This window comes from Streptomyces sp. NPDC004134 (genome assembly GCF_042874195.1).
Taxonomy (GTDB): Bacteria; Actinomycetota; Actinomycetes; order Streptomycetales; family Streptomycetaceae; genus Streptomyces.
Genome location: NZ_JBIAMS010000019.1, coordinates 19,807 through 45,370, shown reverse-complemented (window position 1 = coordinate 45,370; position 25,564 = coordinate 19,807). Strand labels below are relative to the sequence as shown.

Annotated in this window: 20 protein-coding genes; 11 read left to right on the top strand and 9 right to left on the bottom strand. The window is 74.2% G+C overall.

Features of this window, described 5'->3' with window-relative positions; translation table 11 throughout:
- The first annotated feature begins 341 nt into the window (after positions 1-341).
- The 5 genes from ACFYVJ_RS23055 (at position 342) to dxs (ending at position 7,218) form a co-directional block, all read left to right on the top strand.
- Positions 342-1,547, top strand: coding sequence for an ROK family protein (locus ACFYVJ_RS23055; RefSeq protein ID WP_388894684.1), 1,206 nt, complete (start codon positions 342-344; stop codon positions 1,545-1,547).
- Between the two features lie 130 nt (positions 1,548-1,677).
- On the top strand, positions 1,678-2,787 hold the full coding sequence (locus ACFYVJ_RS23050) for a sugar ABC transporter substrate-binding protein (RefSeq protein ID WP_388894399.1): 1,110 nt from the start codon (positions 1,678-1,680) through the stop codon (positions 2,785-2,787).
- Between the two features lie 129 nt (positions 2,788-2,916).
- Positions 2,917-3,699, top strand: a complete 783-nt coding sequence (locus ACFYVJ_RS23045) for an ATP-binding cassette domain-containing protein (RefSeq protein ID WP_388894396.1) — start codon at positions 2,917-2,919, stop codon at positions 3,697-3,699.
- Positions 3,696-5,030, top strand: a complete 1,335-nt coding sequence (locus ACFYVJ_RS23040) for a sugar ABC transporter permease (protein ID WP_388894393.1) — start codon at positions 3,696-3,698, stop codon at positions 5,028-5,030. Before ACFYVJ_RS23045 ends, ACFYVJ_RS23040 begins: the two co-directional genes overlap by 4 nt.
- Positions 5,031-5,247: 217 nt before the next feature.
- The gene (gene dxs / locus ACFYVJ_RS23035) at positions 5,248-7,218 is read left to right on the top strand and encodes a 1-deoxy-D-xylulose-5-phosphate synthase (protein WP_388894390.1); all 1,971 of its coding nucleotides are present in this window, start codon (positions 5,248-5,250) and stop codon (positions 7,216-7,218) included.
- Positions 7,219-7,507: 289 nt separating this feature from the next.
- On the opposite strand, the gene ACFYVJ_RS23030 is transcribed toward dxs, so the two are convergent.
- From ACFYVJ_RS23030 to ACFYVJ_RS23005, 6 genes are all read right to left on the bottom strand, one after another.
- A complete protein-coding gene (locus ACFYVJ_RS23030; protein WP_388894386.1) occupies positions 7,508-7,900 on the bottom strand; it encodes an NTP pyrophosphohydrolase in 393 nt (130 codons plus the stop codon).
- Between the two features lie 79 nt (positions 7,901-7,979).
- Entirely contained in the window at positions 7,980-10,112 is a 2,133-nt protein-coding gene (locus ACFYVJ_RS23025; protein ID WP_388894384.1) for a 3-hydroxyacyl-CoA dehydrogenase NAD-binding domain-containing protein, read from the bottom strand.
- Positions 10,109-11,329 carry a thiolase family protein gene (locus ACFYVJ_RS23020; RefSeq protein ID WP_388894381.1) on the bottom strand — a complete coding sequence of 407 codons (1,221 nt, stop codon included), beginning with the start codon at positions 11,327-11,329 and terminating at the stop codon, positions 10,109-10,111. The genes ACFYVJ_RS23025 and ACFYVJ_RS23020 overlap by 4 nt, the downstream gene beginning before the upstream one ends.
- 437 nt (positions 11,330-11,766) lie before the next feature.
- On the bottom strand, positions 11,767-13,026 hold the full coding sequence (locus tag ACFYVJ_RS23015; RefSeq protein WP_388894378.1) for an HRDC domain-containing protein: 1,260 nt from the start codon (positions 13,024-13,026) through the stop codon (positions 11,767-11,769).
- 105 nt (positions 13,027-13,131) lie between these two features.
- Positions 13,132-13,824 carry a LuxR C-terminal-related transcriptional regulator gene (locus ACFYVJ_RS23010; RefSeq protein ID WP_388894374.1) on the bottom strand — a complete coding sequence of 231 codons (693 nt, stop codon included), beginning with the start codon at positions 13,822-13,824 and terminating at the stop codon, positions 13,132-13,134.
- A 330-nt stretch (positions 13,825-14,154) separates the two neighbouring features.
- Positions 14,155-14,850, bottom strand: coding sequence for a DUF3000 domain-containing protein (locus ACFYVJ_RS23005; protein ID WP_388894371.1), 696 nt, complete (start codon positions 14,848-14,850; stop codon positions 14,155-14,157).
- A 188-nt stretch (positions 14,851-15,038) separates the two neighbouring features.
- Between ACFYVJ_RS23005 and hemE the strand changes: the two genes are divergently transcribed.
- The 3 genes from hemE to ACFYVJ_RS22990 all read left to right on the top strand — a co-directional run bounded on the left by hemE (position 15,039) and on the right by ACFYVJ_RS22990 (position 18,720).
- Positions 15,039-16,046, top strand: coding sequence for a uroporphyrinogen decarboxylase (hemE, locus tag ACFYVJ_RS23000; protein WP_388894681.1), 1,008 nt, complete (start codon positions 15,039-15,041; stop codon positions 16,044-16,046).
- Positions 16,047-16,204: 158 nt separating this feature from the next.
- The gene (locus ACFYVJ_RS22995; protein ID WP_388894368.1) at positions 16,205-16,939 is read left to right on the top strand and encodes a TIGR04222 domain-containing membrane protein; all 735 of its coding nucleotides are present in this window, start codon (positions 16,205-16,207) and stop codon (positions 16,937-16,939) included.
- 155 nt (positions 16,940-17,094) lie between these two features.
- Complete coding sequence (locus ACFYVJ_RS22990) at positions 17,095-18,720, top strand: alpha/beta hydrolase (protein ID WP_388894365.1); 1,626 nt, start codon at positions 17,095-17,097, stop codon at positions 18,718-18,720.
- A gap of 44 nt (positions 18,721-18,764) precedes the next feature.
- On the opposite strand, the gene hemQ is transcribed toward ACFYVJ_RS22990, so the two are convergent.
- Positions 18,765-19,511 (bottom strand): hydrogen peroxide-dependent heme synthase, encoded by a 747-nt coding sequence (gene hemQ / locus ACFYVJ_RS22985; RefSeq protein ID WP_388894362.1) that lies wholly within the window; start codon positions 19,509-19,511, stop codon positions 18,765-18,767.
- Positions 19,508-21,067, bottom strand: coding sequence for a protoporphyrinogen oxidase (hemG, locus tag ACFYVJ_RS22980; RefSeq protein WP_388894359.1), 1,560 nt, complete (start codon positions 21,065-21,067; stop codon positions 19,508-19,510). The genes hemQ and hemG overlap by 4 nt, the downstream gene beginning before the upstream one ends.
- 241 nt (positions 21,068-21,308) lie before the next feature.
- Here hemG and ACFYVJ_RS22975 point away from each other — a divergent pair, with 241 nt between their 5' ends.
- Positions 21,309-22,283 carry a DUF4349 domain-containing protein gene (locus ACFYVJ_RS22975; RefSeq protein ID WP_388894357.1) on the top strand — a complete coding sequence of 325 codons (975 nt, stop codon included), beginning with the start codon at positions 21,309-21,311 and terminating at the stop codon, positions 22,281-22,283.
- Between the two features lie 41 nt (positions 22,284-22,324).
- On the top strand, positions 22,325-23,731 hold the full coding sequence (locus tag ACFYVJ_RS22970; protein ID WP_388894355.1) for an FAD-dependent oxidoreductase: 1,407 nt from the start codon (positions 22,325-22,327) through the stop codon (positions 23,729-23,731).
- 225 nt (positions 23,732-23,956) lie between these two features.
- Here ACFYVJ_RS22970 and ACFYVJ_RS22965 read toward each other — a convergent pair whose 3' ends face one another.
- Positions 23,957-24,787 carry a peptidyl-tRNA hydrolase gene (locus tag ACFYVJ_RS22965; RefSeq protein WP_388894352.1) on the bottom strand — a complete coding sequence of 277 codons (831 nt, stop codon included), beginning with the start codon at positions 24,785-24,787 and terminating at the stop codon, positions 23,957-23,959.
- Between the two features lie 6 nt (positions 24,788-24,793).
- Between ACFYVJ_RS22965 and ACFYVJ_RS22960 the strand changes: the two genes are divergently transcribed.
- Positions 24,794-25,471, top strand: coding sequence for an AIM24 family protein (locus ACFYVJ_RS22960; RefSeq protein ID WP_125937701.1), 678 nt, complete (start codon positions 24,794-24,796; stop codon positions 25,469-25,471).
- The last annotated feature ends 93 nt before the right edge of the window (positions 25,472-25,564 follow it).

The window sequence follows — 25,564 nt, the reverse complement described above, 5'->3', positions numbered from 1 at the left end:
AACGTTATCGAGCCACGTCCCGGACGGACCACCGGCTGCTGCCAGTTCGCGACACAGCCGTTACCAGGGTACGCGGCCGGCAGCCGTCCGGCGGGGCGGCGCCGGGCGGTGGCCGACCTCGATCGGTCCGCCGGGAGTCCCGGCCCGCGGGGCGGCGGCACGGCCCCCAGGTACCGTGGATGTGTGCGGGTTACGGAATAGTCACGCCGTCAAGGTCTTGACGGCGGTAACCATGGCCGTCGAGCCTAGACTTCACAAGTTGTAGGCGATCCGGGTCCCATCGGCGTGGCCCGGGAGGTGGGGGGCCGTCGTGTCGCCCGCCGAACCAGGAGTGGATGGCCGTGGAGACTCCGGGCTCGCAGTCCTCGCTGCACCGGGCAAACCTTGAGCGCGTCGTGCGCGCCGTGCGACTGTCCGGTTCGCTCACGCAGGCGCAGATCGCGCGGAGCACCGGGCTGTCGGCCGCGACGGTCTCCAACATCGTCCGGGAGCTCCAGGAGAGCGGCACGGTCAGCGTCACGCCCACCTCCGCGGGCGGGCGGCGCGCGCGGGCGGTGTCCCTCAGCGGGGACGCCGGGATCGTCGTCGGGGTCGACTTCGGGCACACCCACCTGCGGGTGGCGGTGGGGAACCTGGCGCACCAGGTGCTCGCCGAGGAGTCCGAGCCGATCGACGTGGACGCCTCCGCGACCCAGGGCCTGGACCGCGCGGAGGCGCTGGTGAGCCGTCTGGTGGGGGCCACGGACGTGCCCGCGGACAAGGTCGTCGGCGTCGGCCTCGGGGTGCCGGGGCCGATAGACACCGAGACCGGCGTGCTGGGCTCCACCAGCATCCTGCCGGGCTGGACCGGCACGAACCCGCGCGACGACCTGCAGTCCCGCCTCGGCGTCCCGGTCTACGTCGACAACGACGCGAACCTCGGCGCCCTCGGCGAGCTGGTCTGGGGCAGCGGCCGGGGCGCCAAGGACGTGGCGTACATCAAGGTCGCCAGCGGCGTCGGCGCCGGCCTGGTGATCAACGGCCAGCTCTACCGCGGCCCCGGCGGCACGGCCGGCGAGATAGGGCACATCACGCTGGACGAGTCCGGTCCCGTCTGCCGCTGCGGCAACCGCGGCTGTCTGGAGACCTTCACCGCCGGCCGCTACATCCTCGGTCTGCTGGAGGCCAGCCACGGCCCCGGGCTGACCGTGGAGCGCATGGTGCAGCTCGCCCGGGACGGCGACCCGGGCTGCCGCCGGGTGATCGCCGACGTCGGCCGGCACATCGGCAGCGGCGTGGCCAGCCTGTGCAACCTGCTCAACCCCAGCCGGGTCGTCCTCGGCGGCGACCTCGCCGAGGCCGGGGAGCTGATCCTGCAGCCCATAGGGGAGTCCGTCGCGCGCTACGCGATCCCCAGCGCCGCCCGCCAGCTCGACCTGGCCTCCGGGGCGCTGGGCAGCCGCGCGGAGGTGCTCGGGGCGCTGGCCCTGGTGCTGAGCGAGATGGGCGACCGTTCGATCCTTGACGGCGCCGTGCCGGTCCTCACCCCCGCTCTCACAGACGGATGAGTTCACATAGAGAAACCATGAGATCGTATCCGTCTCGTTAAGCATTTACTTCTTGACGGCATGGTTACGGGCGAGTTGACTACCTCACACCTCGGCCGCGAAGGCGCGGCCACGTCAGGGAGGTTCGACCGTGCACACCTATCTGCGCCGTGCGGCAGTCGCACTGGCCGCCGTAACCATGACCGTCGGCATCGCGGCCTGTGGCAGCGCCGATGAGGCCGACAACGACTCCGACAGCGGCGACAAGAAGAACGACGGGCCGTTGACGATAGGTCTCCTCCTGCCGGAGGACCAGACCGCGCGCTACGAGGACTTCGACCGGCCGCTGATCGAGAAGAAGATCGAAGAGCTGGCCCCGGGCACCAAGGTCATCTACAACAACGCCAAGCAGGACGCGACCACGCAGAAGCAGCAGGTCGACACCATGATCACGCAGGAGGTCGACGCGCTGATCCTGGACGCCGTCGACTACAAGTCGATCGCCTCCAGCGTCAAGGCCGCGGACGACGCCGGCATCCCCGTCGTCGCGTACGACCGCCTGGCCGAGGGCCCGATCAGCGGGTACACCTCCTTCGACAACAACAAGGTCGGCCAGGTCCAGGCCGAGTCCCTGCTGGCGGCGCTCGGCGACAAGGCCAAGGACGGCGAAGTCGTCATGCTCAACGGCTCCGTCACCGACCCGAACGCCGCGATGTTCAAGGAGGGCGCACACTCCGTCCTCGACGGCAAGGTGAACGTCGGCAAGGAGTACGACGTCAAGGAGTGGAAGGCGGAGAACGCCAACTCCGACATGAAGGGCGCCATCTCCTCGGTCGGCAAGGACAAGATCATCGGTGTCTACGCCGCCAACGACGGCATGGCGGGCGGCGCCATCACCGCCCTGAAGGCCGCCGACTTCGACCCGCTGCCGCCGGTCACCGGCCAGGACGCGGAGCTGGCGGGCGTGCAGCGCATCGTCACCGGCGAGCAGTACATGAGCGTTTACAAGCCGTACAAGCCCGAGGCCGACGCCGCCGCCGAGATGGCCGTCAAGCTGGCCCGCGGCGAGAAGGTCGACTCCGTCGCGACCGGCACGGTGGACAGCGAGTCCGAGCAGGGCGTGCCCGCCGTGCTCATCGACCCGATCGCGCTGACCACGGACAACATCGAGGAGACGGTCGTCAAGGACGGCCTGTGGACGATCGAGGAGATCTGCGCGGGCAAGTTCGCGTCCGCCTGCAAGGACGCCGGCCTGCAGTGAGCCGCTGAGCCGGCCACCAGCCACCCGTGTGCCCGGGGACCCGTCATTCCACTCCCGCTGCCGGCGGGTCCCCGGGCACCCGGGCCCTCATCTTGTCCACGCCTACCCCCCTGTAGGAGATGGTTCAACGTGTCCGCTACGCCCGTGCTGGCGTTGCGCGGGATCTCGAAGCGGTTCGGTGCCGTCCAGGCACTCACCGACGTCGATCTCGAGGTCCGCGCCGGTGAAGTGGTCGCCCTCGTCGGCGACAACGGCGCCGGAAAGTCCACGCTCGTCAAGACCGTCGCCGGCGTCCACGCCATCGACGACGGCCGCATCGAGTGGGGCGGCCGCCCCGTTCGTATCCACAAGCCGCACGACGCCCAGGACCTGGGCATCGCCACCGTCTACCAGGACCTGTCGCTCTGCGACAACCTCGACGTCGTCGGCAACCTCTTCCTCGGCCGCGAGATCCGCCGCGCGGGTGTCCTGGACGAGGTCGAAATGGAGCGCCGCGCCCGCGAGTTGCTCACCACCCTGTCCATCCGCATCCCCAGCGTCCGCATCCCCACCGCCTCCCTGTCCGGCGGCCAGCGGCAGACCGTGGCCATCGCCCGCTCGCTCCTCGGCGACCCCCAGCTCGTCATCCTCGACGAGCCCACCGCCGCCCTCGGCGTCGAGCAGACCGCCCAGGTGCTCGACCTCGTCGAGCGGCTGCGCGAGCGCGACCACGCCGTGCTGCTGATCAGCCACAACATGGAGGACGTCAAGGCCGTCGCCGACCGGGTCGCCGTGCTGCGCCTCGGCCGTAACAACGGCGTCTTCGACGTCGCGGCCACGACGCAGGAAGAGATCGTCGCCGCCATCACGGGCGCCACGGACAACGCCGTGACGCGCCGCTCGGCGCGCGGAAGTGCGGAGGCAGCGAAGTGAGCACCGAGGGGATCAAGAAAAGGGACTCCGCGAAGACCGATCTCGCGAAGTCCGCCGCACCCGCCGACACCCCGCCCCCCGAGTCCTCGCCCGGCGTCGCCAAGGGCGCCGTCACCGCCGTCGATCCCCGGCTGGTCGTCCGCGAGCAGGGCTTCGCCGGCTATCTGACCGAGTTCAAGCGCCGCATGCGCGGGGGTGAGCTGGGCTCCGTCCCGGTCATCGTCGGCCTGATCCTCATCATGGCGATCTTCCAGGGCCTGGACGACGCCTTCCTGTCCGCGCAGAACCTGTCGAACATCTCCATCGACATCGCCGGTCCCGGGCTGATAGCCGTCGGCATCATCTTCGTGCTGCTGCTCGGCGAGATCGACCTGTCGATCGGCTCGGTCAGCGGGCTCGCGGGCGCGGTGTTCGCCGTGCTGGCCGTCCAGGAGGGGATGCCGGAAGTCCCGGCGATCATCCTCGCGATCCTGGTCGGCACCGCGACCGGCACCTTCCACGGCTTCTTCTTCGCCCGGATCGGCGTCCCGCCGCTCGTCGTGACCCTCGCGGGGCTGCTCGGCTGGCAGGGCCTGATGCTCTACATCCTGGGCAGCTCCGGCACCATCAACATCGACTCCGACGGCGTGGTCGGCAAGCTCACCACGTACTACTTCACCGACGTCGCCGCCGCCTACGGGGTGGCCACGATCGCCGTCGGCGGCTACTTCGCCGCCGCGTTCTTCGGGGCGAGGCGGCGCGAGGCGGCCGGGGTGCCGTCGCGGCCGCTGAGCGAGATCATCCTGCGTACGGCCGTGCTCGCGGTGCTCGCGTACGTCCCGGCGTACGTGCTGAACCAGTACAAGGGCCTGCCGCTGGCGCTGCTCATCTTCCTCATCGTGGTCGTCGGCGCGGACTTCACGCTGCGCCGCACCGGCTTCGGCCGGCGGATCTTCGCCCTCGGCGGCAGCGTCGAGGCCAGCCGCCGGGCGGGTATCGACGTCGACCTGATGCGCATCGCGGTCTTCGCCGTCTCCGGCACGCTGGCGGCGGTCGGCGGCCTGTTCATGACGTCGACCATCGCCGCGGCGAACCAGGGCGCGGGCGGCGGCACGCTGCTGATGAACGCCATCGCGGCGGCCGTCATCGGCGGTACCAGCCTCTACGGCGGCCGCGGCAGCAGTTGGTCCGCTCTGCTCGGCGTGCTGGTCATCATGTCCATCCAGTCGGGCCTGGCGCTCAAGGGCATCGACGCGCCGGTGCAGTACATGATCACCGGCTCGGTGCTGCTGGCGGCGGTCGTCATCGACTCCGTCTCCCGCCGCACCCAGAAAACGGCCGGACGCGCTTGACCGGCGTCCCGCCCGCCACCCGCCTGCACCCCCGTACCGACCCCGGTACGGGGGTGTAGCTGTTGCGGACCTGTGGCATACATCGCACTGTCGGATCAGCGACCGGACATCGGGAACATTAGACTCGACCGGACGCTTCGGGCCCGGCACGTCCGCACGGACGGCGGGGCCCGGGCCGTACGGCCCGAAGGCAGGCTGCGACAGCAAGGAGGCACGGGTGGCACTGCTGGCCCGTATCAAGGGACCGCGCGACCTGGACCGGCTCGGTCCCGAGCAGCTCGACCGGCTGGCCGCGGAGATCCGCACCTTCCTGGTGCAATCCGTCGCCCGCACCGGCGGCCACCTCGGCCCGAACCTCGGCGTGGTGGAGCTGAGCATCGCGCTGCACCGGGTCTTCGAATCGCCCCGCGACCGGGTGCTGTGGGACACCGGCCACCAGTCGTACGTGCACAAGCTGCTCACCGGCCGCCAGGACTTCGGCAAGCTCAAGAAGAAGGGCGGCCTGTCCGGCTACCCCTCGCGGGCCGAGTCCGACCACGACGTCATCGAGAACAGCCACGCCTCCACCGTCCTCGGCTGGGCCGACGGCCTGGCCAAGGCCAACGAGGTACGCGGCCGGGACGCCGCCGTCGTCGCGGTCATCGGTGACGGCGCGCTGACCGGCGGCATGGCCTGGGAGGCGCTGAACAACATCGCCGCCGCCCAGGACCGCCCCCTCGTCATCGTCGTCAACGACAACGAGCGCTCGTACGCCCCCACCATCGGCGGCCTCGCCGACCACCTCGCCACCCTGCGCACCACCGACGGCTACGAGCGCTTCCTCGCCCGCGGCAAGGAGCTGCTGGACCGCACGCCCGTCGTCGGCAAGCCGCTGTACGAGACCCTGCACGGCGCCAAGAAGGGCCTGAAGGACTTCATTGCGCCGCAGGGCATGTTCGAGGACCTGGGGCTGAAGTACGTCGGCCCCATCGACGGCCACGACATCGCCGCCGTCGAGTCCGCGCTCCAGCGCGCCCGCCGCTTCGGCGGCCCCGTCATCGTGCACTGCCTGACCGAGAAGGGCCGCGGCTACCTGCCCGCGCGCCAGGACGAGGCCGACCAGTTCCACCAGGTCGGCGTCATCCACCCGGACACCGGCCTGCCGGTGGCCGCGGGCGGTGCCGACTGGACCTCCGTCTTCGCCGACGAGATGGTACGGATCGGCCGCGAGCGCCCCGACGTCGTCGGGATCACCGCCGCCATGATGCGCCCCGTGGGCCTGCAGAAGTTCGCCGAGACCTTCCCCGACCGGGTCTACGACGTGGGCATCGCCGAGCAGCACGCCGCGGTCTCCGCCGCCGGCCTGGCCACCGGCGGCCTGCACCCGGTCTTCGCCGTCTACGCCACGTTCCTCAACCGGGCGTTCGACCAGGTGCTGATGGACGTCGCGCTGCACCGCTGCGGGGTGACGTTCGTCCTGGACCGGGCCGGGGTCACCGGCAGCGACGGCGCCTCCCACAACGGCATGTGGGACATGTCGATCCTCCAGGTCGTCCCCGGGCTGCGGATCGCCGCCCCGCGCGACGCCGACCAGGTACGCGCCCAGTTGCGCGAGGCCGTCGCCGTCGACGACGCCCCGACCGTCGTGCGCTACTCCAAGGGCGCCGTCGGTCCCGCGGTCCCCGCGGTCGGCCGGATCGGCGGCATGGACGTGCTCCACGAGCCGGCGGCCGGCACCGAGGGCGCGGAGCGCCCCGACGTGCTGCTGGTCTCCGTCGGCGCGCTGGCGCCGATGTGCCTGGAGGTCGCCGGGCTGCTCGACAAGCAGGGCATCACGACGACGGTCGTCGACCCGCGCTGGGTCAAGCCCGTCGACGCGGCGCTGCCGCCGCTCGCGGAGCGGCACCGCGTGGTCGTCACCGTCGAGGACAACATCCGCACCGGCGGCGTCGGCTCCGCCGTCGCGCAGGCGCTGCGCGACGCGGGCGTCGACATCCCGCTGCGCGACTTCGGCATCCCGGAGCGCTTCCTGGACCACGCCTCCCGCAAGGAGGTCCTGGCGGACATCGGCCTGACGGCCCCGGACATCGCCCGCCAGGTCACCGGCCTGGTCGCCCGCCTCGACCGGCGCGCCGACGAGGACATCGCCCGCGAGGCGGGCGCGCCTCCCGCGACTTCCGTCACCGGAGAAGAGGCCGCCCGGGACTAGCGTCTCCCGTCCGGATCAGCGGCGGGCCCGGCTCCGCGGGGCGCTCAGGAGCCGGGCCGTGTCCGCCGCGAAGATGGTGACCACGGCGGCGACGCCGCCGCAGAGGGATCCGTGAAGGGGACCCGTCATGAGGGGGTGCGCCGACAACGCGTCCGATGCCGCCCCTGGCATCGGCCACCCCCACCGATCCCGCACCGGCCACGTTCCCCCGCGCCCTGGCTCCCCTCCCGGTACACCCGTACGGCGAACGTGACGGCCTGCACCCGCGCTCGGCCGCCGTCGGCGGGTGTCAGACGGGACGGACCGTGCGCGGGCCCGCCGTGGCCGCGCCGTGGCGGTGGACGCGGTCGCGCAGCGCGCGGTCCGCCGTGACCACCAGCACGCGGCGCCCCGGATCCCGCCCGGCCGCGTCCGCGACGACCGCCACGATCCGGTCGTCCCCGCTGCCGTCCGCCGCCACGACCCGCACCCCCGGCACCGCCGCCACCCCGCGGGCCGCGCCCTCGACCACGAGCACCACCTCCACCGGACCCGGCAGCCCCGCCACGCCCGCCGAGGCGTACGGCACGAGGCCGTCGCGCAGCCGCTCCGCCGCCCCGTGCCGGTCGCGCCACCAGCCGTCGGGCACCGACCCGACGACGTTGGCGGCGTCCACGACGAGCAGTGGGAGGGGTGCGTCCATGCCGCCCAGCCTCCCACGCCCGTACGACACGCACGTGCCCCGGCCGCACACCTGCGGCCGGGGCACGGATGACCTACCGCTACTCCGGAACGCTCGCCACGCCCGGCGGCAGGAACCGGCGGCCCGTGACGCGCTCGCTGACGCCCGCCCGGTCCAGATACGGCGTGATGCCGCCCAGGTGGAACGGCCAGCCCGCGCCGGTGATCAGGCACAGGTCGACGTCCTGCGCCTCGGCCACGACGCCCTCGTCCAGCATCAGCCGGATCTCCTGCGCGATGGCGTCCAGCGCCCGGTCGCGTACCTGCTCCTCCGTCAGCACCGTGTCGCCGACCTGGAAGAGCGCCGCCACCTCCGGGTCCAGCTCCGGCTTGCCCGAGTCATGGACGTACAGCGTCCGCTTGCCCGCCTCCACGACCCGGCCCAGGTTCGCCGACTGCGCGAAGCGGTCGGGGAACGCCTCGGCGAGGGTGCCCGCGACGTGGTGGGCGACCGCCGGGCCGACCAGGTCGAGCAGCACGATCGGCGACATCGGCAGCCCCAGCGGGGCCAGCGCCCCGTCCGCGACCTCCACCGGCGTCCCCTCGTCCACGGCGCCCAGCACCTCGCCCATGAAGCGGGTCAGGATGCGGTTGACGACGAACGCCGGGGCGTCCTTGACCAGCACGGCCGACTTCTTCAGCTTCTTGGCGACGGCGAACGCCGTGGCCAGCGAGGCGTCGTCGGTGTCCGCGGCCCGTACGATCTCCAGCAGCGGCAGCACCGCCACCGGGTTGAAGAAGTGGAAGCCCACGACCCGCTCGGGGTGCTTGAGCCCGGCGCCCATCTCCGTCACCGACAGGGACGAGGTGTTCGTCGCGAGGATCGCCGTCGGCGGTACGACCTCCTCCAGCTCGGCGAAGATCCGCTGCTTGAGGGAGAGTTCCTCGAAGACCGCCTCGATCACGAAGTCGGCGTCGGCGAACGCCGCGGCCTTGTCCAGCGACCCGGTGACCAGCGCCTTGAGCCGGTTGGCCGCGTCCTGGTTCACCCGGCCCTTCAGCAGCAGCATGTCGATCTGCTCGTGGACCCACGCCACGCCCTTGTCGATGCGCTCCTGGTCGATGTCCGTGAGCACGACGGGCACGTCGAGCCGGCGGACGAACAGCAGCGCCAACTGCGAGGCCATCAGCCCTGCGCCGACCACGCCCACCTTCGTGACCGGCCGGGCGAGGCCCTTGTCCGGTGCCCCGGCGGGCCGCTTGGCGCGCCGCTGCACGAGGTCGAACGCGTAGATCCCGGCCCGCAGTTCGCCGCCCATGATCAGGTCGGCCAGCGCCTCGTCCTCGGCCGCGAAGCCCTGCCGCAGGTCGCCGTTCTTCGCCGCGGCCATGATGTCCAGCGCGCGGTACGCCGCCGGGGCGGCCCCGTGCACCTTGTCGTCGGCGACGGCGCGGCCGCGCTCGATCGCCGCGTCCCACGCCTCGCCGCGGTCGATGTCCGGGCGTACGACCTCCAGTTCGCCGCCGAGGACGGCGCCGGTCCAGGCGAGGGACTGCTCCAGGAAGTCGGCGCCCTCGAAGACCGCGTCGGCGATGCCCAGGTCGTAGACCTGCTTGCCCTTGAGCTGCCGGTTCTGGTTGAGGCTGTTCTCGATCACGACGGTGACCGCGCGGTCCGCGCCGATCAGGTTCGGCAGCAGCGTGCAGCCGCCCCACCCGGGCACCAGCCCGAGGAAGACCTCCGGCAGCGAGAACGCGGGCACGGCGGCGGAGACCGTGCGGTACGTGCAGTGCAGCCCGATCTCGACGCCGCCGCCCATCGCGGCGCCGTTGTAGTACGCGAACGTCGGCACGCCCAGGCCGGCCAGCCGCTTGAACACCTCGTGCCCGCCGCGCCCGATGGCCAGCGCCTCGTCGCGCTGCCCGAGCACCTCGACGCCCTTGAGGTCGGCGCCGACGGCGAAGATGAACGGCTTGCCGGTGACGCCGACGCCGACGATCCCGCCCTCCGCGGCCTCCTTCTCGACCTGGTCGAGCGCGGCGTCGAGGCCGGCGAGCGACTGCGGGCCGAAGGTGGTCGGCTTGGTGTGGTCGAAGCCGTTGTCCAGCGTGATGAGCGCGAACCGGCCCGCGCCGCCGGGCAGATCGAGGTGGCGTACGTGCGCCTGCGTGACGACCTCGTCGGGGAAGCGCTCGGCCGCGCCCTTGAGAAGTTCCACGGTGCTGCTGCTCACTTGCCTGCCCCCTCGAAGCGCGGGTTCTCCCAGATGACCGTGCCGCCCATGCCGAAGCCGACGCACATGGTGGTGATGCCGTACCGCACCTGCGGCTGCTCCTCGAACTGCCGCGCCAGTTGGGTCATCAGCCGCACGCCGGAGGAGGCGAGCGGGTGGCCGAAGGCGATGGCGCCGCCGTACTGGTTGACGCGGGGGTCGTCGTCGGCGATGCCGAAGTGGTCGAGGAACGCCAGCACCTGCACGGCGAACGCCTCGTTGATCTCGAACAGGCCGATGTCGCCGATGCCGAGGCCCGCCTTGGCGAGCGCCTTCTCGGTGGACGGGATCGGGCCGACGCCCATCACCTCGGGCTCCACCCCGGCGAAGGCGAACGACACCAGCCGCATCTTCACCGGCAGCCCGGCCGCGCGCGCCACGTCCTCGGCGGCGATGAGGGAGGCGGTGGCACCGTCGTTGAGCCCGGCGGCGTTGCCTGCGGTGACCCGGCCGTGGGCGCGGAAGGGGGTCTTCAGCGTCGCGAGGTTCGCCAGGGTGGTGCCGGGGCGCATCGGCTCGTCCTGCGTGGCCAGGCCCCAGCCGGTCTCGCCGGCTTCTGCGTTGGTGCGGCGGACGGAGATGGGCACCAGGTCGGCCTGGATCCGCCCGTTCGCGTACGCCTTGGCGGCCTTCTCCTGCGAGTGCACCGCGTACTCGTCGGCGCGGGCCTTGGTCAGGTGCGGGAAGCGGTCGTGCAGGTTCTCCGCGGTCATGCCCATGAAGAGGGCGGACTCGTCGACGAGCTTCTCCGAGACGAACCGCGGGTTGGGGTCCACGCCCTCGCCCATCGGGTGCCGGCCCATGTGCTCGACGCCGCCGGCCAGGGCGATGTCGTACGCGCCGAAGGCGGTGGAGGCGGCGGTCGTCGTCACGGCGGTCATCGCGCCGGCGCACATCCGGTCGATGGAGTACCCGGGCACGGTCGGCGGCAGCCCGGCGAGGATGCCGGCGGTGCGGCCGATGGTCAGGCCCTGGTCGCCGATCTGGGTGGTGGCGGCGATGGCGACGTCGTCGACGGTGGCGGGGTCGAGGGCGGGGTTGCGGCGCAGCAGCTCGCGGATGCACTTGACGACGAGGTCGTCGGCGCGGGTCTCGTGGTAGATGCCCTTCGGGCCCGCCTTGCCGAACGGGGTGCGGACGCCGTCGACGAAGACGACGTCCCTTGCGGTACGAGGCACGGGCTCTCCTCCGGAGGGGATGCGGGGTCACGCGGCACCGGCCCGCGGGGGACGGCACGGCTCGCCCCCATGCTACTCGCGGGTAACAGAAGGTGCCCAGGGCCCTGCCGGAGTTGTGCCTCACAGCACCCTCACCGGGCGTGTGATCAGGTACCGGGCGATGCCCTCGCCGGGTGGGCGATGGCGGGATACGGGCCCCGAGGGTAGGGCGGGTGTCTTGCGGCACCGCGACCGGTGGCCGAGTGGCGCCACGGCTTCGCCGCGCGCGCCTCCTGGGCGTGGGGTGCCCGTGGCGGTGCCGCCCCGGGCGGTGCCGCCCGGCGGCCGGGCCTCCGGCGCCGCGGCCCGAGCCTCGCCCGGATCGTTCCGTCCGCGCGGGATCGCCACCCGCGCCGTACGGCCGGGGCCACGCCGTCCGGGGGTTCCCGCCGGGGTGCTCAGTCGCTGACAGCCACCGTCAGGAGGGGGGCGACCTGGTCGATCTGCCAGCGGCGGGCGCCCAGGTGGGTCAGGGCATCTGCCACCGACTCCTCCGTGGGGTCCTTCGGGGGTTCCCAGCAGATGCGGCGCACCGTGTCCGGGGCGATCAGGTTCTCCTGGGGCAGGCCCAGCTCCTCCGCGCGTGCCGTCACCGCCGCCCGTGCCGCCGACAGCCGGGCGGCCGCGGCCGGGTCCTTGTCCGCCCATGCGCGCGGCGGCGGCGGGCCGTTCAGCGGCAGTCCCGGCTGCGGCAGCTCGGACTCCGGCAGCGCGCGGGCGCGCTCCACCGCGGCGAGCCACTGCTCCAACTGCCGCCGGCCCATGCGGTGCCCGAAGCCCGGCAGCGCGGCCAGCGCCCGCGTGGACGTCGGCATCGCGAGCGCTGCCTCCACGATGGCGGTGTCCGCGAGCACCTTGCCCGGCGAGATGTCGCGCCGCTGCGCGATGCGGTCCCGGGCCGTCCACAGCTCCCGTACGGTGCCGAGCTGGCGCCTGCGCCGTACCTTGTGCATGCCCGACGTACGCCGCCAGGGGTCCCGCCGCGGCTCCGGCGGCGGTGCCGCGGCGATCGCCGCGAACTCCTCCTCCGCCCAGCGCAGCTTCCCCTGCGCCGTCAGCTCCTCGACCAGCGCGTCCCGCAGGTCCACCAGCAGCTCGACGTCGAGCGCGGCGTAGCGCAGCCACGGCTCGGGCAGCGGCCTCGTGGACCAGTCGACGGCGGAGTGGCCCTTCTCCAGCGCGTACCCCAGGACGTTCTCGACCATCGCGCCGAGACCGACCCGGGGGAAGCCCGCCAGCCGCCCCGCCAGCTCCGTGTCGAACAGCGCGCCAGGACGCATGCCTATCTCGGCGAGACACGGCAGATCCTGCGTCGCGGCGTGCAGAACCCATTCCGCATCGCCGATGGCCGTCGCGAGACCGGAGAGGTCGGGACAGGCCACCGGGTCGATCAGCGCCGTGCCCGCACCCTCCCGGCGCAACTGCACGAGGTACGCCCGCTGCCCGTAGCGGTAGCCGCTGGCGCGCTCCGCGTCGATGGCGACCGGGCCGCTGCCCGCGGCGAACGCGCTGACGACCTCGGCGAGCGCCTCGGGGTCCGCGGTGACGGGAGGGATGCCCTCGCGGGGATCGAGAAGGGGGACCGGCGCCGATCCGGAAGTCGGTGCTCCGGGTGCGGGGAGTCTGTCCTCTGCTGCGGTCTCTTGGGCGTCGGTCACGTGTCAAGGGTATCTGTGAGTCGTGCACGACAGCGCCCGTCGACGGAACGTTACGTCGACGGGCGCCGCGCGGCTGCCTGGAGAGGGCCCGTCTCCGGGCCCCGGTCAGTGGATGATGCCGGTGCGCAGCGCCACCGCCACCATGCCGGCGCGGTCGCCCGTGCCGAGCTTGCGCGCGATGCGGGCGAGGTGGCTTTTGACGGTCAGCGCGGACAGTCCCATCGAGACGCCGATGGCCTTGTTCGACTGGCCCTCCGCCACCAGCCGCAGCACCTCGACCTCGCGGCCGGACAGCTCGCGGTAACCGCCGGGGTGTCCGGGCGGACCGGAGTTGCCGCCGGCGCCGGGGGAGCCCGGTGGGCGGCGGTGGTGCAGCCGGCCCGCGGCGGCGCCGATGTGCGCGGCGTTGGGGCGGGTGGGCAGGCCCATGCTGGTGCGGGTGCCGGTGACGACGTAGCCGCGGACGCCGCCCGCGAGGGCGTTGCGTACGGCGCCGATGTCGTCGGCGGCGGAGAGGGCGAGGCCGTTGGGCCAGCCCGCGGAGCGCGCCTCGGAGAGCAGCGTGAGGCCGGAGCCGTCGGGCAGGTGGACGTCGGCGACGCAGATGTCGCGGGGGTTGGCGATCCGGGGGCGGGCCTCCGCGACGGACGACGCCTCGATCACGTCGCGCACGCCCAGCGCCCACAGGTGGCGGGTGACGGTCGAGCGCACGCGGGGGTCGGCCACGACGACCATGGCCGTCGGCTTGTTGGGGCGGTAGGCGACCAGGCTTGTGGGTTGCTCGAGGAGAACAGACACCAGGTCCCTCCAGACGGTGTGCGGGGACGGGGCCGGCTGGGAGAGCCGGGACGTTCCGTGTCGCGTAGGGGCCGCGTACGGAAGGTCTCTCACGTCTTCGGCAGGAGCCCGGAGGGGCTTTAGGCAATGATCACGAATTAGTGAGGAAAAAACGGACAATTCGGATGGGCGATCGACTGCGGGGCACGCGGCCGGTCGCCGCCCTCCGGGCCGGTGCGCGCGGTCCCGCGATCCGGTCCGCACCCGGGCCGGCGACCCCGCCGAGCCCGTACGCCCCGACCGCCCGCCGCGCGCTCCGTCCCGCCCGCGGCCGCGCGCTCGGCGCTCAGCTCAGCGCCGGCGCGAGCCGCGGCGCTGCGGCAGCGGCACGATCGGTGCGGCGTCCGGCTCCGGCGCCGCCGGCGGCGCGGCCGACGGCGGCAGCCCCGCGCACTGGCACAGCATCTCCACCCACGCCGCCAGGTGCGCCGCCGCGTCCGGGGCGCCGTCCCCGGCCGCGCGCGACGGCTGCGGGGTCCAGGACGCCCGGATCTCGATCTTCGTCGTCGTGCCGCGCTCCGCCAGCCCGCCGAAGTGGTGCGAGGACGCCCGGGTGACCGTGCCGCTGGGCTCGCCGTAGCCCAGGCCGCGGGTGTCCAGCGCGCCGGTCAGCCAGGACCAGCACACCTCGGGCAGCAGCGGGTCCGCGGCCATCTCCGGCTCCAGCTCCGCCCGCAGCAGCGTGACGAAGCGGAACGTACCGCGCCAGGTGTCCTGCCCGTCCGGGTCGTGCAGCAGCACCAGCCGCCCGTCGGCGGGCTCGACGTCCTCCGCCGCGTCCTCGTCGACGTCCGCCTCCAGGGCGTACGCGAACGGGGCGATGCCCCGCGGTGCCCGCGTCGCCTGCAGCGTCACTTCGGGGCGTACCGCAGCGGAGTCGAGCGCCTCGACGGCCCGGCGGAACGGGGGCGGCAGGGCTCCGCCCCCCGGCCGGCCTTCCGGGGGGCCATCGGGTTCGTCGACGAGGTGTCCAGGAGCCGCAACCATGCCCGGAAGACTAGGGGGCGCGGCGTGCAGAAGCGCTGCGGGACACCCGGGTGGCCGGATCTCGACTCCCACGCGCGTGCGAAGATGCTGGGGTGAGTGCCGACAGCGCCCCCCGCCCCTCCGCCACGTCCACCGCCGGCCCTTCCACGGCCACCGCCCCCGCGGGCCCGGCCGCCGACTCCGCGTTCCTGCGCGCGTGCCGGCGCGAGCCCGTGCCGCACACACCCGTGTGGTTCATGCGGCAGGCGGGCCGGTCGCTGCCCGAGTACCGGCGGCTGCGCGAGGGCATCGCCATGCTCGACTCGTGCCGGCGGCCCGACCTCGTCACCGAGATCACGCTGCAGCCCGTACGGCGGCACGGCGTGGATGCCGCGATCCTCTTCAGCGACATCGTCGTGCCGCTCAAGGCCATCGGCGTCGACCTCGACATCAAACCGGGCGTCGGGCCCGTCGTCGCCCAGCCGATCCGCAGCCGCGCCGACCTCGCGCAGCTCCGCCCGCTGGAGCCGGACGACGTGCCGTACGTGGCCGAGGCCGTGGGCCGGCTGACGGAGGAGCTGGGCGCGACGCCGCTCATCGGCTTCGCCGGGGCGCCGTTCACGCTGGCCAGCTATCTGGTCGAGGGCGGTCCCTCGCGCAACCACGAGCACACCAAGGCGATGATGTACGGCGCCCCGGAGCTGTGGGCCGAGCTGGTCGGCCGGCTCGCGGGCATCACGGCGGCGTTCCTGCGGGTGCAGATCGAGGCCGGCGCCTCCGCCGTGCAGCTCTTCGACTCCTGGGCGGGCGCCCTGGCCCCCGCCGACTACCGGCGCGCGGTGCTGCCCGCGTCGGCGGAGGTCTTCGCGGCCGTCGCGGAGTACGGCGTGCCGCGGATCCACTTCGGCGTCGGCACCGGCGAGCTGCTGGCCGCGATGGGCGAGGCGGGCGCGGACGTCGTCGGCGTCGACTGGCGGGTGCCGATGGACGAGGCGGCGCGCCGCGTGGGCCCCGGCAAGGCGCTGCAGGGCAACCTCGACCCGGCGGTGCTGTTCGCGCCCCGCGAGGCGATGGAGGCCAAGGCGGGCGAGGTGCTTCGGGCGGCGGCGGGTCTTGAGGGGCACGTGTTCAACCTCGGCCACGGCGTGCTCCCGACCACGGACCCCGACGCGCTCACGCGGCTCGTGGAGTACGTGCACGAGTCCTCGGCCCGCTGACCCCGGCAGCCTGCCCGCTGCCTCCCCTGCGGCCCTCCCGCAGACCGGTCCGCCCGTACGCTTCCTGTCGGCTACGGGTCCGCAACACCCCGCTATCACGGCCGCGTTCGGAAAGATAGGGCTGGCGCCCTGTGCCCCCGATCGCGTAGAACACCGCCATGTGGGTGTGCTTCGCGCTCGTCGCCTGGGCGGCCGCGCTGCTGACGTGCGGGCGCCTGGTCCTCGTCGGTTCCGTCGCCGCGGCACAGCCGGAGCCCGAGCCGGCGCAGGTCCGCGGGGCGCGTGAGCTGACCCTGTACGAGGCCGCCTTCCTCGCCGGCGGGCCGCGGCGGGTCGTCGACGTCACCCTGGTCGCGCTGGCGCGCGAGAGGCGGCTGCTGCTCGCGCACACCGGCTGGGCGACCGTCGTGGCGCCCGAGGGCCGCGACCCCGTCGAGCGCGCGGTGATCGCCGCCGCCGGGCCCGGCGGGCAGAACACGATTCCGGCCATCCGCGCCGCCGCCTCCGCCGCCGACGCGCTGCGCGACCTGGACGACGGCCTCGCCGCCGCCGGGCTCGCGGTGCCCGCGCCGATCCGGTCCGCCGTACGCGCCGCGGTGCGGCACGTACGGATCGCGGGGGTGGTGGTGCTCGGCGCCGGGACCGTCGCGCTGGCGCTGCGGGCGCCGGAGCAGGAACCGATCGCGGGCTGGTTCGTGCTGCCGCTGATACTCGTCTGCGGCTGTCTGGCGATAGCCCGGCTGGAGGTCGGCGACTACACGCGCTGGGCCACGCCCGACGGCCGCGGGCTGCTCGCCACCCTCGACGAGGCGGACTCCCTGCTCACCGGGCTCGCCGTACACGGGCCCGCCGCGCTGCCCGACCCGGAGATGCGCGCCGCGCTCGCGCGGTAGCCCGACGCGCGGCGCGACACCCCGCCGGGGTCCTTTACATCAGCAACTCCGCCAAGAATTATCACTTTTACCCTCCTTTCTTCCCGTCGCGCACGCCGCTCCGAGCGGCCGTCGCCACGCCTCGTCACGTCTCGTCACGCCGGAAGGGCCCCTTCGTGAGAGCAGCAGTGCTGTACGGAATCCTCGGTTCGCTCGCTCTCACCGGCCTCGCCGCGGCCCCCGCCGCCGACGCGGCCCGCTCGGGGACCGCCGCCCCCGTGTCCCGGGCGGCCGCGGGCCCCGAGGCCCGCGGGGTCGCCGTCGCCGCCGCGCGCGCCGCGAAGGCCGGCGTCGACTTCGGCCCCTGCCCGGCGGCGGAGCGGCTGCCGGCGCCCGTCAAGTGCGGCACCGTCGCCGTCCCGCTGGACTACGCGAAGCCGGCCGGCCGGCAGCTCAAGCTCACCGTCAGCCACATCGGCGCCACCGGACCGCGCGCCGAACGGCAGGGCAAGCTCGTCTTCAACCCCGGCGGCCCCGGTGGCTCCGGCACGTACTTCCCGCTGCTCAGCCGGTCCCCGGAGTGGCGGCGGCTGGCCGAGGCGTACGACTTCGTCGGCTACGCCCCGCGTGGCGTCGAGCGCTCCGGCGCACTGTCCTGCCAGAACCCCGACGAGTTCATGAAGGCGCCGTCGAACACCTCCGAGCGCCCCTCGGAGCGCGAGAAGCGCGCCCGGATCGAGAAGGCGCGCGCGTACGCCGACGGCTGCCGGAAGATCGCGGGCCTGCGGCACTACACGTCCCTCAACAACGCCCGCGACCTCGACGTGCTGCGGGCCGCGCTGGGCGAGCGCAAGCTCACCTACCTCGGGGCCTCCTACGGCACCTACTTCGGCAGCCTGTACGCCGCGCTCTACCCGGACCACGTGCGCCGCATGGTCTTCGACAGCCCGGTCGACCCCGACCCGCGGCAGATCTGGTACGGCAACAACCTGCGCCAGTCCGCCGCGTTCGAGGAGCGCTGGGCAGACTGGCAGCGGTGGGTGGCCGAGCACGACGACGTCTACCACCTCGGCGGCACCCGGTGGGAGGTGGCGGCGGCGTACGAGCGGGCCCGCGAGGCGATCGAGAAGGAGCCGGCCGGCGGGCAGATCGGCACGGCCCAGTTGCAGGCGGGCTTCCTGCGGGCGGCGTACGCCGACGCGTACTGGGCGCAGGCCGCCACCGCGCTCGCGGACTACCTGGACGGCAAGCCCAGGACGCTGGTGGAGTTCGCGGCCGACGATCCGTCGGACAACGCGGCGGAGGAGAACGGCAACGCCGTCTACACCGCCGTCGAGTGCAATGACGCGCCCTGGCCCACGGACTGGGAGACCTGGGACCGCGACAACAGCCGGCTCGCGCGCGTGGCGCCGTTCGAGACGTGGGAGAACGCCTGGATGAACCTGCCGTGCGCGTTCTGGTCCGGCCCGCGGCAGCAGCCCCTCGACGTCCGCACCGACGCCGGCGAGCTGCCGCCGGTGCTCCTCCTCGCCGCCGAGCGCGACGCGGCCACGCCGTACGACGGCGCCCAGGAACTCGCCCGGCGGCTGGGCGGCTCGGCGGACCTGGTGACGGAGAAGGACGCCGGGTCGCACGGGCTCGCCGGGGGCGAGAACGGCTGCGTCAACAAGCACGTCGACACATACCTGCTGACGGGCCGCACGCCCGGCGACGTGAGCTGCGCACCGCACCCGGAGCCGAAGGCGGAGCGGGGCGGGAAGCGGTCGGCGGCGCCGGGGACCGGCGGCCCGGCGGTCGGCTGAGGCCGGACCGCCGGGGTCCGGGCCCGGACCGCCGGGGCGGGTGGTCAGGCGAGGGAGGCGACGAGCTCCGTGACCGGCTTGCGGCGGCCGGTGTAGAACGGCACCTCCTCGCGGACGTGCAGCCGCGCCTCGGACCCGCGCAGGTGGCGCATCAGGTCCACGATGCGGTGCAGTTCGTCGGCCTCGAAGGCGAGGATCCACTCGTAGTCGCCGAGCGAGAACGACGGCACCGTGTTGGCGCGTACGTCCGGGAAGCCGCGGGCCATCTTGCCGTGGTCGGCGAGCATGCGGCGGCGGTCCTCGTCCGGCAGCAGGTACCAGTCGTAGGAGCGGACGAACGGGTACACGCTCACGTACGCGCGCGGGGTCTCGTCCGCGAGGAACGCCGGGATGTGCGACTTGTTGAACTCGGCGGGGCGGTGCAGCGCCATGTTCGACCAGACCGGCGCGAGGGCGCGGCCGAGGCGGGTGCGGCGGAAGAGGTTGTACGCCTCCTGCAGCGCGTCCGCGCTCTCCGCGTGCCACCAGATCATGACGTCCGCGTCGGCGCGCAGCCCCGACACGTCGTACGTGCCGCGCACGACGACGTCCTTCGCGGCGAGCTGCTCGAACAGCTCGGTCACCTCGTCCGCGTAGTCCGCGCGGTCCTCGGGGAGGGCGTCGCGCAGCCGGAAGACGGACCAGAGGGTGTAGCGGATGACCTCGTTGAGGTCCTTGGCCTTCTTGCCGGCGTTCGCGGAGCGGGACGGAGCCGCGGGCGAGTCCGCCGGCGGGGGGGTTGCGTCACTCATGCGGTCATTGTCCCAGGGCGCCCCAGCAGCTCGTCGGCGGCCCGGTGCGCGCTCGCGATGCAGGCGGGGATGCCCACACCGTCGTAGAGCGCGCCGCACACCGCGAGCCCGGCGGGCAGCGCGCCGCGGATGCGCGCCACCCGGTCGTCGTGCCCCACCTCGTACTGCGGCAGGGCGCCGCGCCACCGGCTGACGCGGCTCGCGACCGGGCGGGCGGCGAGTCCGGTGGCGGCGCGCAGGTCGTCGAGGGAGGCGGTGACGAGGTCGGCGTCGTCCCGTTCGAGGGTCTTGTCGTCGTCGATGCGGCCGACGGAGGTGCGCAGGAGGAACACGTCGTCGTCGCCGGCCCAGCGCCACTTGGCGGAGGAGAACGTCGACGCCTTGATGGTCCGCCCGTCGACCGGCGGCACGAGGAAGCCGGTCCCGGCGGGCAACTGGGCCTCGGCCTCCCGGCGGGGGAGGGCGAGGGTGATCAGCGCCATGGAGGCGTACCGCACCCCGTCGAACTCGGCGGCGGCCCGCGGGGCGAGTCCGCGTACGAGCCGCGCGGCGGCGGCGGCGGGCACGGCGAGGACGACGGCATCGGCCTCGTAGGCCCGCCCCCCGGTGAGAACCCGCCAGCGGGCGAGGTCCGGGCCGGCTGGACGGGCCGGTGCGGCTGCGGACGTGACGGGGTGCCCGGCCGGGCCGGGCTCCGGGGGTGCGGCCCCTGCGGGGTCCCCGGGGCGGAGCCCCGGGTTTCGGGAAGGCGCGGGGTCGGGGACACCCTTCACGCGCTCCAGCGACGCGGCCTCCGTGCCGAGGACGATCTCGCCGCCCGCTTCCCGTACGGCCTCCGCCACCGCCGCCGGCAGGCGGCCGATGCCGCCCTCGATGCCCATGAAGACCGGCGCCTGCGACGGGCCCGCCGCCGCGCCGCGGGACTGCACCGCCCTGGCCGCGCCCAGCAGCGTCCGCTCCTCGCGCAGCGCCGCGAACAACTGCGGGACCGCGGCCCGCATCGACAGCCGGTACGCGTCGCCCGCGTACACCCCGCCCAGCAACGGCTCCACCAGCCGGTCCGTGACCTCCGCGCCCAGCCGTTCGGCGACGAACGCGCCGATCGCCACGTCCTCGCCCGGCTCCGCCGGCGGCAGCTCCGCCTCACGGGCGACCCGCGCCAGGCCCTCGGGCGACAGCACCTCCGCCGCCGCCAGCCGCTCCAGGTCGCCGGGGACGCCCATCACCTGGCCGCCGGGCAGCGGCCGCAGCCTGCCGCGGGTCCAGACCGCCGCGCCGCCCGCGGCCACCGGCTGCAGCGCGCCGGCGAGCCCCACCTCGCGGGCGAGGCCGACGGCCTCCGGCCGGCGGGCCAGCAGGGCCTCCGCGCCGAGGTCGGCAGGCACGCCGGCCAGCTCGCCCGCGTGCAGCTTGCCGCCGAGCCGGGTCCCGGCCTCCAGCACCGTGACCCGCGCGCCGCCGGCCAGCAGCCGGTGCGCGGCGGCGAGTCCGGCGATGCCGCCGCCGATGACGACGACCCTGGGCGGCCCGGGCTCCGCGGGCTGTGCGCTGCTCATGCACGCCACTGTCTCAGACCGGCGGACACCCCCGTACGTGCCTGTGGACAACCCGCGCCGACGCCCCGCGTACGACCCGGGAGGCGCCCGCGAACGAGCCCGCGCCGCGCGGTCCCCACCCGCGCCCGCACCGCGCCCTCCGCGTAGTCCGATCGTGACCCTTCCGGGACCCGCCATCCCGAACCTCCGGCCCCGCCGTCCCGTCAAAGCTGCACAGACCCGACACCTGGGGGGTTCGACGATGCCCGCACGTATCAGGACCAGATCCGCGCTCGCCGCCGCGCTGCTCGCCGCCGCGCTCGCCGTCGGCGGCTGCTCCGGCAGCTCCGACGGCGGGGCGGACGCCGAGGGCGGCGGCGCCCGGGCCGACGCCAAGGGGGCGCAGGGGGCGGCACCGGACGCGGGCGGCGGCGCCGGCGCCGGTGACTCCGCCGACTCGCGCGCGCCCCGCGGCGGCGCCACCGCCGCCGAGGGCGTCACCCTCGCGCCGCAGGCCCTCATCCGCACCGCCGAGATCACCGTGCGTACCAAGGACCTGCCCGCGGCAGCCGACTCCGCCCGCACGCTCGCCGAGGGCGCCGGCGGCTACGTCGGCGACGAGTCGACCAGCCAGGAGCCCGGTGCCCCCGCGCGCGCCCGGCTCACCCTGCGGGTGCCCGCAGGGGAGTACGACGCCGTCCTCGGCGACCTCGCCGGGCTGGGCCGCGTCGTCGACCGGGAGGTGGAGGTGAAGGACGTCACCGACGAGGTCGTGGACGTCGACAGCCGGGTGCGGTCCCAGCGCGCGAGCGTCGCACGCATCAGGGATCTGATGGACGACGCCACGAAACTCGCTGACGTCGTCACCCTGGAGGGGGAACTCGGCACCCGCCAGGCCGACCTGGAAGCGCTCCTCGCCCAGCAGTCCTCGCTGAAGGAGCGCACCGAACTCGGCACGATCACCCTGGAGCTGCGCAGGCCCGCCGCCGCGCCCCCCGCGGACGAGGACGACGGCACCGGCGTCACCGACGCCCTGGCCGGCGGCTGGGACGCCTTCGTCACCGGGCTGCGCGGGGTGCTGATAGCCGTCTCCGCGTCGCTGCCCTTCGTCGCGCTCCTCGTCCTGCTCGCGCTGGCCTGGCGGTGGCTGCGCGGCCGGCTGCCGCGGCGGCACGTCACCCCGCCGCCCAGCCCGTTCCCCGGGCAGCCGACACCCCAGGGCGGCGAGCCCGAGTAACCCGTCGTAGCGTGTCCTTCACGGCGGCGAAAGGGAGCGTCATGGGGGCCAAGCAGCGGATGGTGGTCATCGGCGGCGATGCGGCGGGCATGTCCGCGGCGTCGCAGGCGCGCCGGATGCGGTCGCCGGACGAGCTGGAGATCACCGCGTTCGAGCGCGGCCGGTTCACGTCGTACTCCGCCTGCGGGATTCCGTACTGGGTCGGCGGCGAGGTCCCCGAGCGGGACCAGCTCATCGCCCGTACCCCGGAGGAGCACCGCGCGCGCGGCATCGACCTGCGGATGCGCACCGAGGTCACCGAGATCGACCTCGACCGGCAGTGCGTCCGCACCCGCGCCCTCGACGAGGAGGGCGGCGCGCAGGAGCGCTGGCACGGCTTCGACCACCTCGTCATCGCCACCGGCGCCCGCCCGCTGCGCCCGCCGCTGCCCGGCATCGACGCTCCCGGGGTGCACGGGGTGCAGAGCCTGGACGACGGCCAGGAACTGCTGGACCGGCTGCAGAAGCAGCACGTCCGGCACGCGGTCGTGGTGGGCGCCGGGTACATCGGGGTGGAGATGGCGGAGGCGTTCTGCCACCGCGGGCTCCACGTCACCGTGCTGGAGCGCGCCGAGCAGCCCATGAACACCCTCGACCCCGACATGGGCACCCTGGTGCACGAGGCGATGAACGGCAACGGCATCGGGATCGTCACCGGCGCCGAGGTCACCGGGATCCTCACCGGCACGGACGGCGAGGTGCGCGGCGTGGCCACGGCGGACGGCGAGTATCCGGCGGACGTCGTCGTGCTGGGCCTGGGCGTGCGCCCGGAGACCGGGCTCGCGCGGGACGCCGGGCTGCCGCTGGGCGAGTCCGGCGGGCTGCTGACGGACCTGGCGATGCGGGTGCGGGGGCAGGAGAACGTGTGGGCGGGCGGCGACTGCGTCGAGGTGCTCGACCTGGTGTCGGGCCGCGAGCGGTACATCCCGCTGGGCACGCACGCCAACAAGCACGGGCAGGTCATCGGCCGCAACGTCGGCGGCGGCTTCGGCACGTTTCCCGGCGTGGTCGGCACGGCCGTCAGCAAGGTGTGCGATCTGGAGATCGCCCGTACGGGTCTGCTTGAGGCGCAGGCGCGCGAAGTGGGCCTGCAGTACGTGACGGTGACCATCCGGTCGACCAGCCGCGCCGGTTACTACCCGCGGGCCGCGCTCATGCACGTGAAGATGCTCGCGGAGCGGCGCACGGGGCGGCTGCTCGGCGTGCAGATCGTCGGCCGCGAGGGCGCGGGCAAGCGCGTGGACATCGCGGCGGTGGCGCTGACGGCGGGCATGACAGTGGAGCAGATGACGGCCCTGGACCTGGGGTACGCGCCGCCGTTCTCGCCGGTGTGGGACCCGGTGCTGGTCGCGGCGCGCAAGGCGGCGGCGGCCGTCGCGGAGGACGCGCGGGAGACCGACGGCGGCTGACGCGACGGCGGCCGGGTTCTCGCGGCCGTACGGACCGCGTACGCCGTCCGGCGCGCGCGTGCCCGGCGCCGTGCACCCGAGTGCATCGACGCTGCCCGGCGGCACGCTGGTGGCGCTGGGCGTGCGGGTGGCGACGGAGTAGGGGCAGTCGGGCCGCGCGCGTGCCCCTAGGCGCGCGTGCACCGCGATGTGCGTCCCGCGCGCGCGTGCCCGTACGGCCGCGGGTCAGCCGGTGCGCAGCGCGGGGTGGTCGGCGACGACCGTGCAACTGCCCGCGGCGATCTCCGTGTACCCGGCGTCCCTGACCACCGGCAGCCCGCTCGCGACCAGCTCCGCCCAGCGCTCCGGCGCAGGCGTGCGGACGGCGAGGGGGAAGCCGGCGGCGCGCCAGGCCGTGCGCTCCGCGTCGGACAGCTCCCACCAGGCGAGTTGGGCGCCGTGCCCCGCCTGGGCCATCGCCTTGCCCGCGGTCATGCCGAGCCCCGGCGCCAGCCACAGCACCGGGACGCCGGCCGGGGGCGGGGGAGGGGGCCCGGGGTCGTCGAGGTCGGTGCCGGAGACCTGGAGCCGGGCGAGGTCCTTGGGCCAGCCGTCGAGCGGTACGGGCGGGAAGACCCGCACCTCGGCGGCGGCGGCCGCCCCGGCCGGGCTCGCCGCGGTGCCCGCGCCGTGCTCCGCGGCGCCGCCGGCCGCCGACGTCACCGTGATCCCGGGCAGCGCCTCCGCGCGGCGCCACTCCGCGCCCCGCGCGCGCCGCACCACCTTGCGGATCCGGGCGTCCTGCCAGTCCCGTACCGCCCGGGCCCACGGGCCCCCGTCCGCGCATCGCTCGTCCGCCAGCAGGACCAGCACCGCCCGCGCCGCCGTCTCAAGGGCGTCGGTGCGCGTGGGCGGGCCGGCGCGCTCGATGCGTACGACGAGGGGGAGGACGAACTGCGGCAGGTCGTCGCGGCTCACCGCCTCGTGCTGGAAGGGGCTGGTCTCGGTGCCGGTCACACGATCAAGTGTGCCAGGGGCGCAGCCTGCTTGGCGGAGGGAGGGATTCCGGCGGATCATGCCCGTATGCGCAGTGATTTGTTCGCTAAGGAAAACATGGCCGAGCCTGCGACTCAGGTCGGCATGACTCTGCAGAACGCCAAGTCGATCAAGTACGCCGTCAACGGCGAGTGCCTGGCCCGGCAGGGCGCGATGATCGCCTACAGGGGCAATCTGCAGTTCGAGAAGAAGGGCCAGGGGGCGGGGCAGTTCCTCAAGCGCGCGGTCACCGGCGAGGGCCTGGCGCTCATGTCGGTGAAGGGGCAGGGGGAGTGCTGGTTCGCGCTGAGCGCGGCCAACTGCTTCATCCTGGACTTCGACCAGCCGAACGACAGCCTGACGCTCAACGGGCGCAACGTGCTGTGCTTCGACTCGACGCTGTCGTACGACATCAAGGTGGTCAAGGGCGCGGGTATGGCCGGCGGCGGGCTGTTCAACAGCGTGTTCACCGGCCAGGGCCGGCTGGGCGTGGTCTGCGACGGCACCCCGATCGTCATCCCCGTCTCGCCGGGCTACCCGGTCTTCGTCGACACCGACGCCGTCGTCGGCTGGAGCACCCAGCTCCAGACGGGGCTGCACCGCTCGCAGAGCTTCGGGTCGATGATCCGCGGCGGCTCCGGAGAGGTCATGCAGCTCCGGCTGGACGGCGAGGGCTTCGTCGTGGTGCGGCCGAGCGAGACCGGCACGGGGGCGCCCACCGGGTGACCCGGGGCGCCGCGGCGGGGCGAGGGTTCCGCTGCCGCCGCGGCGGGTCCGCTACGGGCCGCGGCTCCCCTGCGGGCGTCGGCGGCCCCCGCG

Coding starts and splice junctions, on each gene's coding strand:
- ACFYVJ_RS23030 (WP_388894386.1), bottom strand. CDS start 7,900: ATGGACGCACCCCTCCCACTGCTCGTCGTGGACGCCGCCAACGTCGTC.
- ACFYVJ_RS23005 (WP_388894371.1), bottom strand. CDS start 14,850: ATGGTTGCGGCTCCTGGACACCTCGTCGACGAACCCGATGGCCCCCCG.
- ACFYVJ_RS22995 (WP_388894368.1), top strand. CDS start 16,205: ATGTGGGTGTGCTTCGCGCTCGTCGCCTGGGCGGCCGCGCTGCTGACG.
- hemQ (WP_388894362.1), bottom strand. CDS start 19,511: ATGAGTGACGCAACCCCCCCGCCGGCGGACTCGCCCGCGGCTCCGTCC.
- hemG (WP_388894359.1), bottom strand. CDS start 21,067: ATGAGCAGCGCACAGCCCGCGGAGCCCGGGCCGCCCAGGGTCGTCGTC.
- ACFYVJ_RS22975 (WP_388894357.1), top strand. CDS start 21,309: ATGCCCGCACGTATCAGGACCAGATCCGCGCTCGCCGCCGCGCTGCTC.
- ACFYVJ_RS22970 (WP_388894355.1), top strand. CDS start 22,325: ATGGGGGCCAAGCAGCGGATGGTGGTCATCGGCGGCGATGCGGCGGGC.
- ACFYVJ_RS22965 (WP_388894352.1), bottom strand. CDS start 24,787: ATGATCCGCCGGAATCCCTCCCTCCGCCAAGCAGGCTGCGCCCCTGGC.
- ACFYVJ_RS22960 (WP_125937701.1), top strand. CDS start 24,794: ATGCGCAGTGATTTGTTCGCTAAGGAAAACATGGCCGAGCCTGCGACT.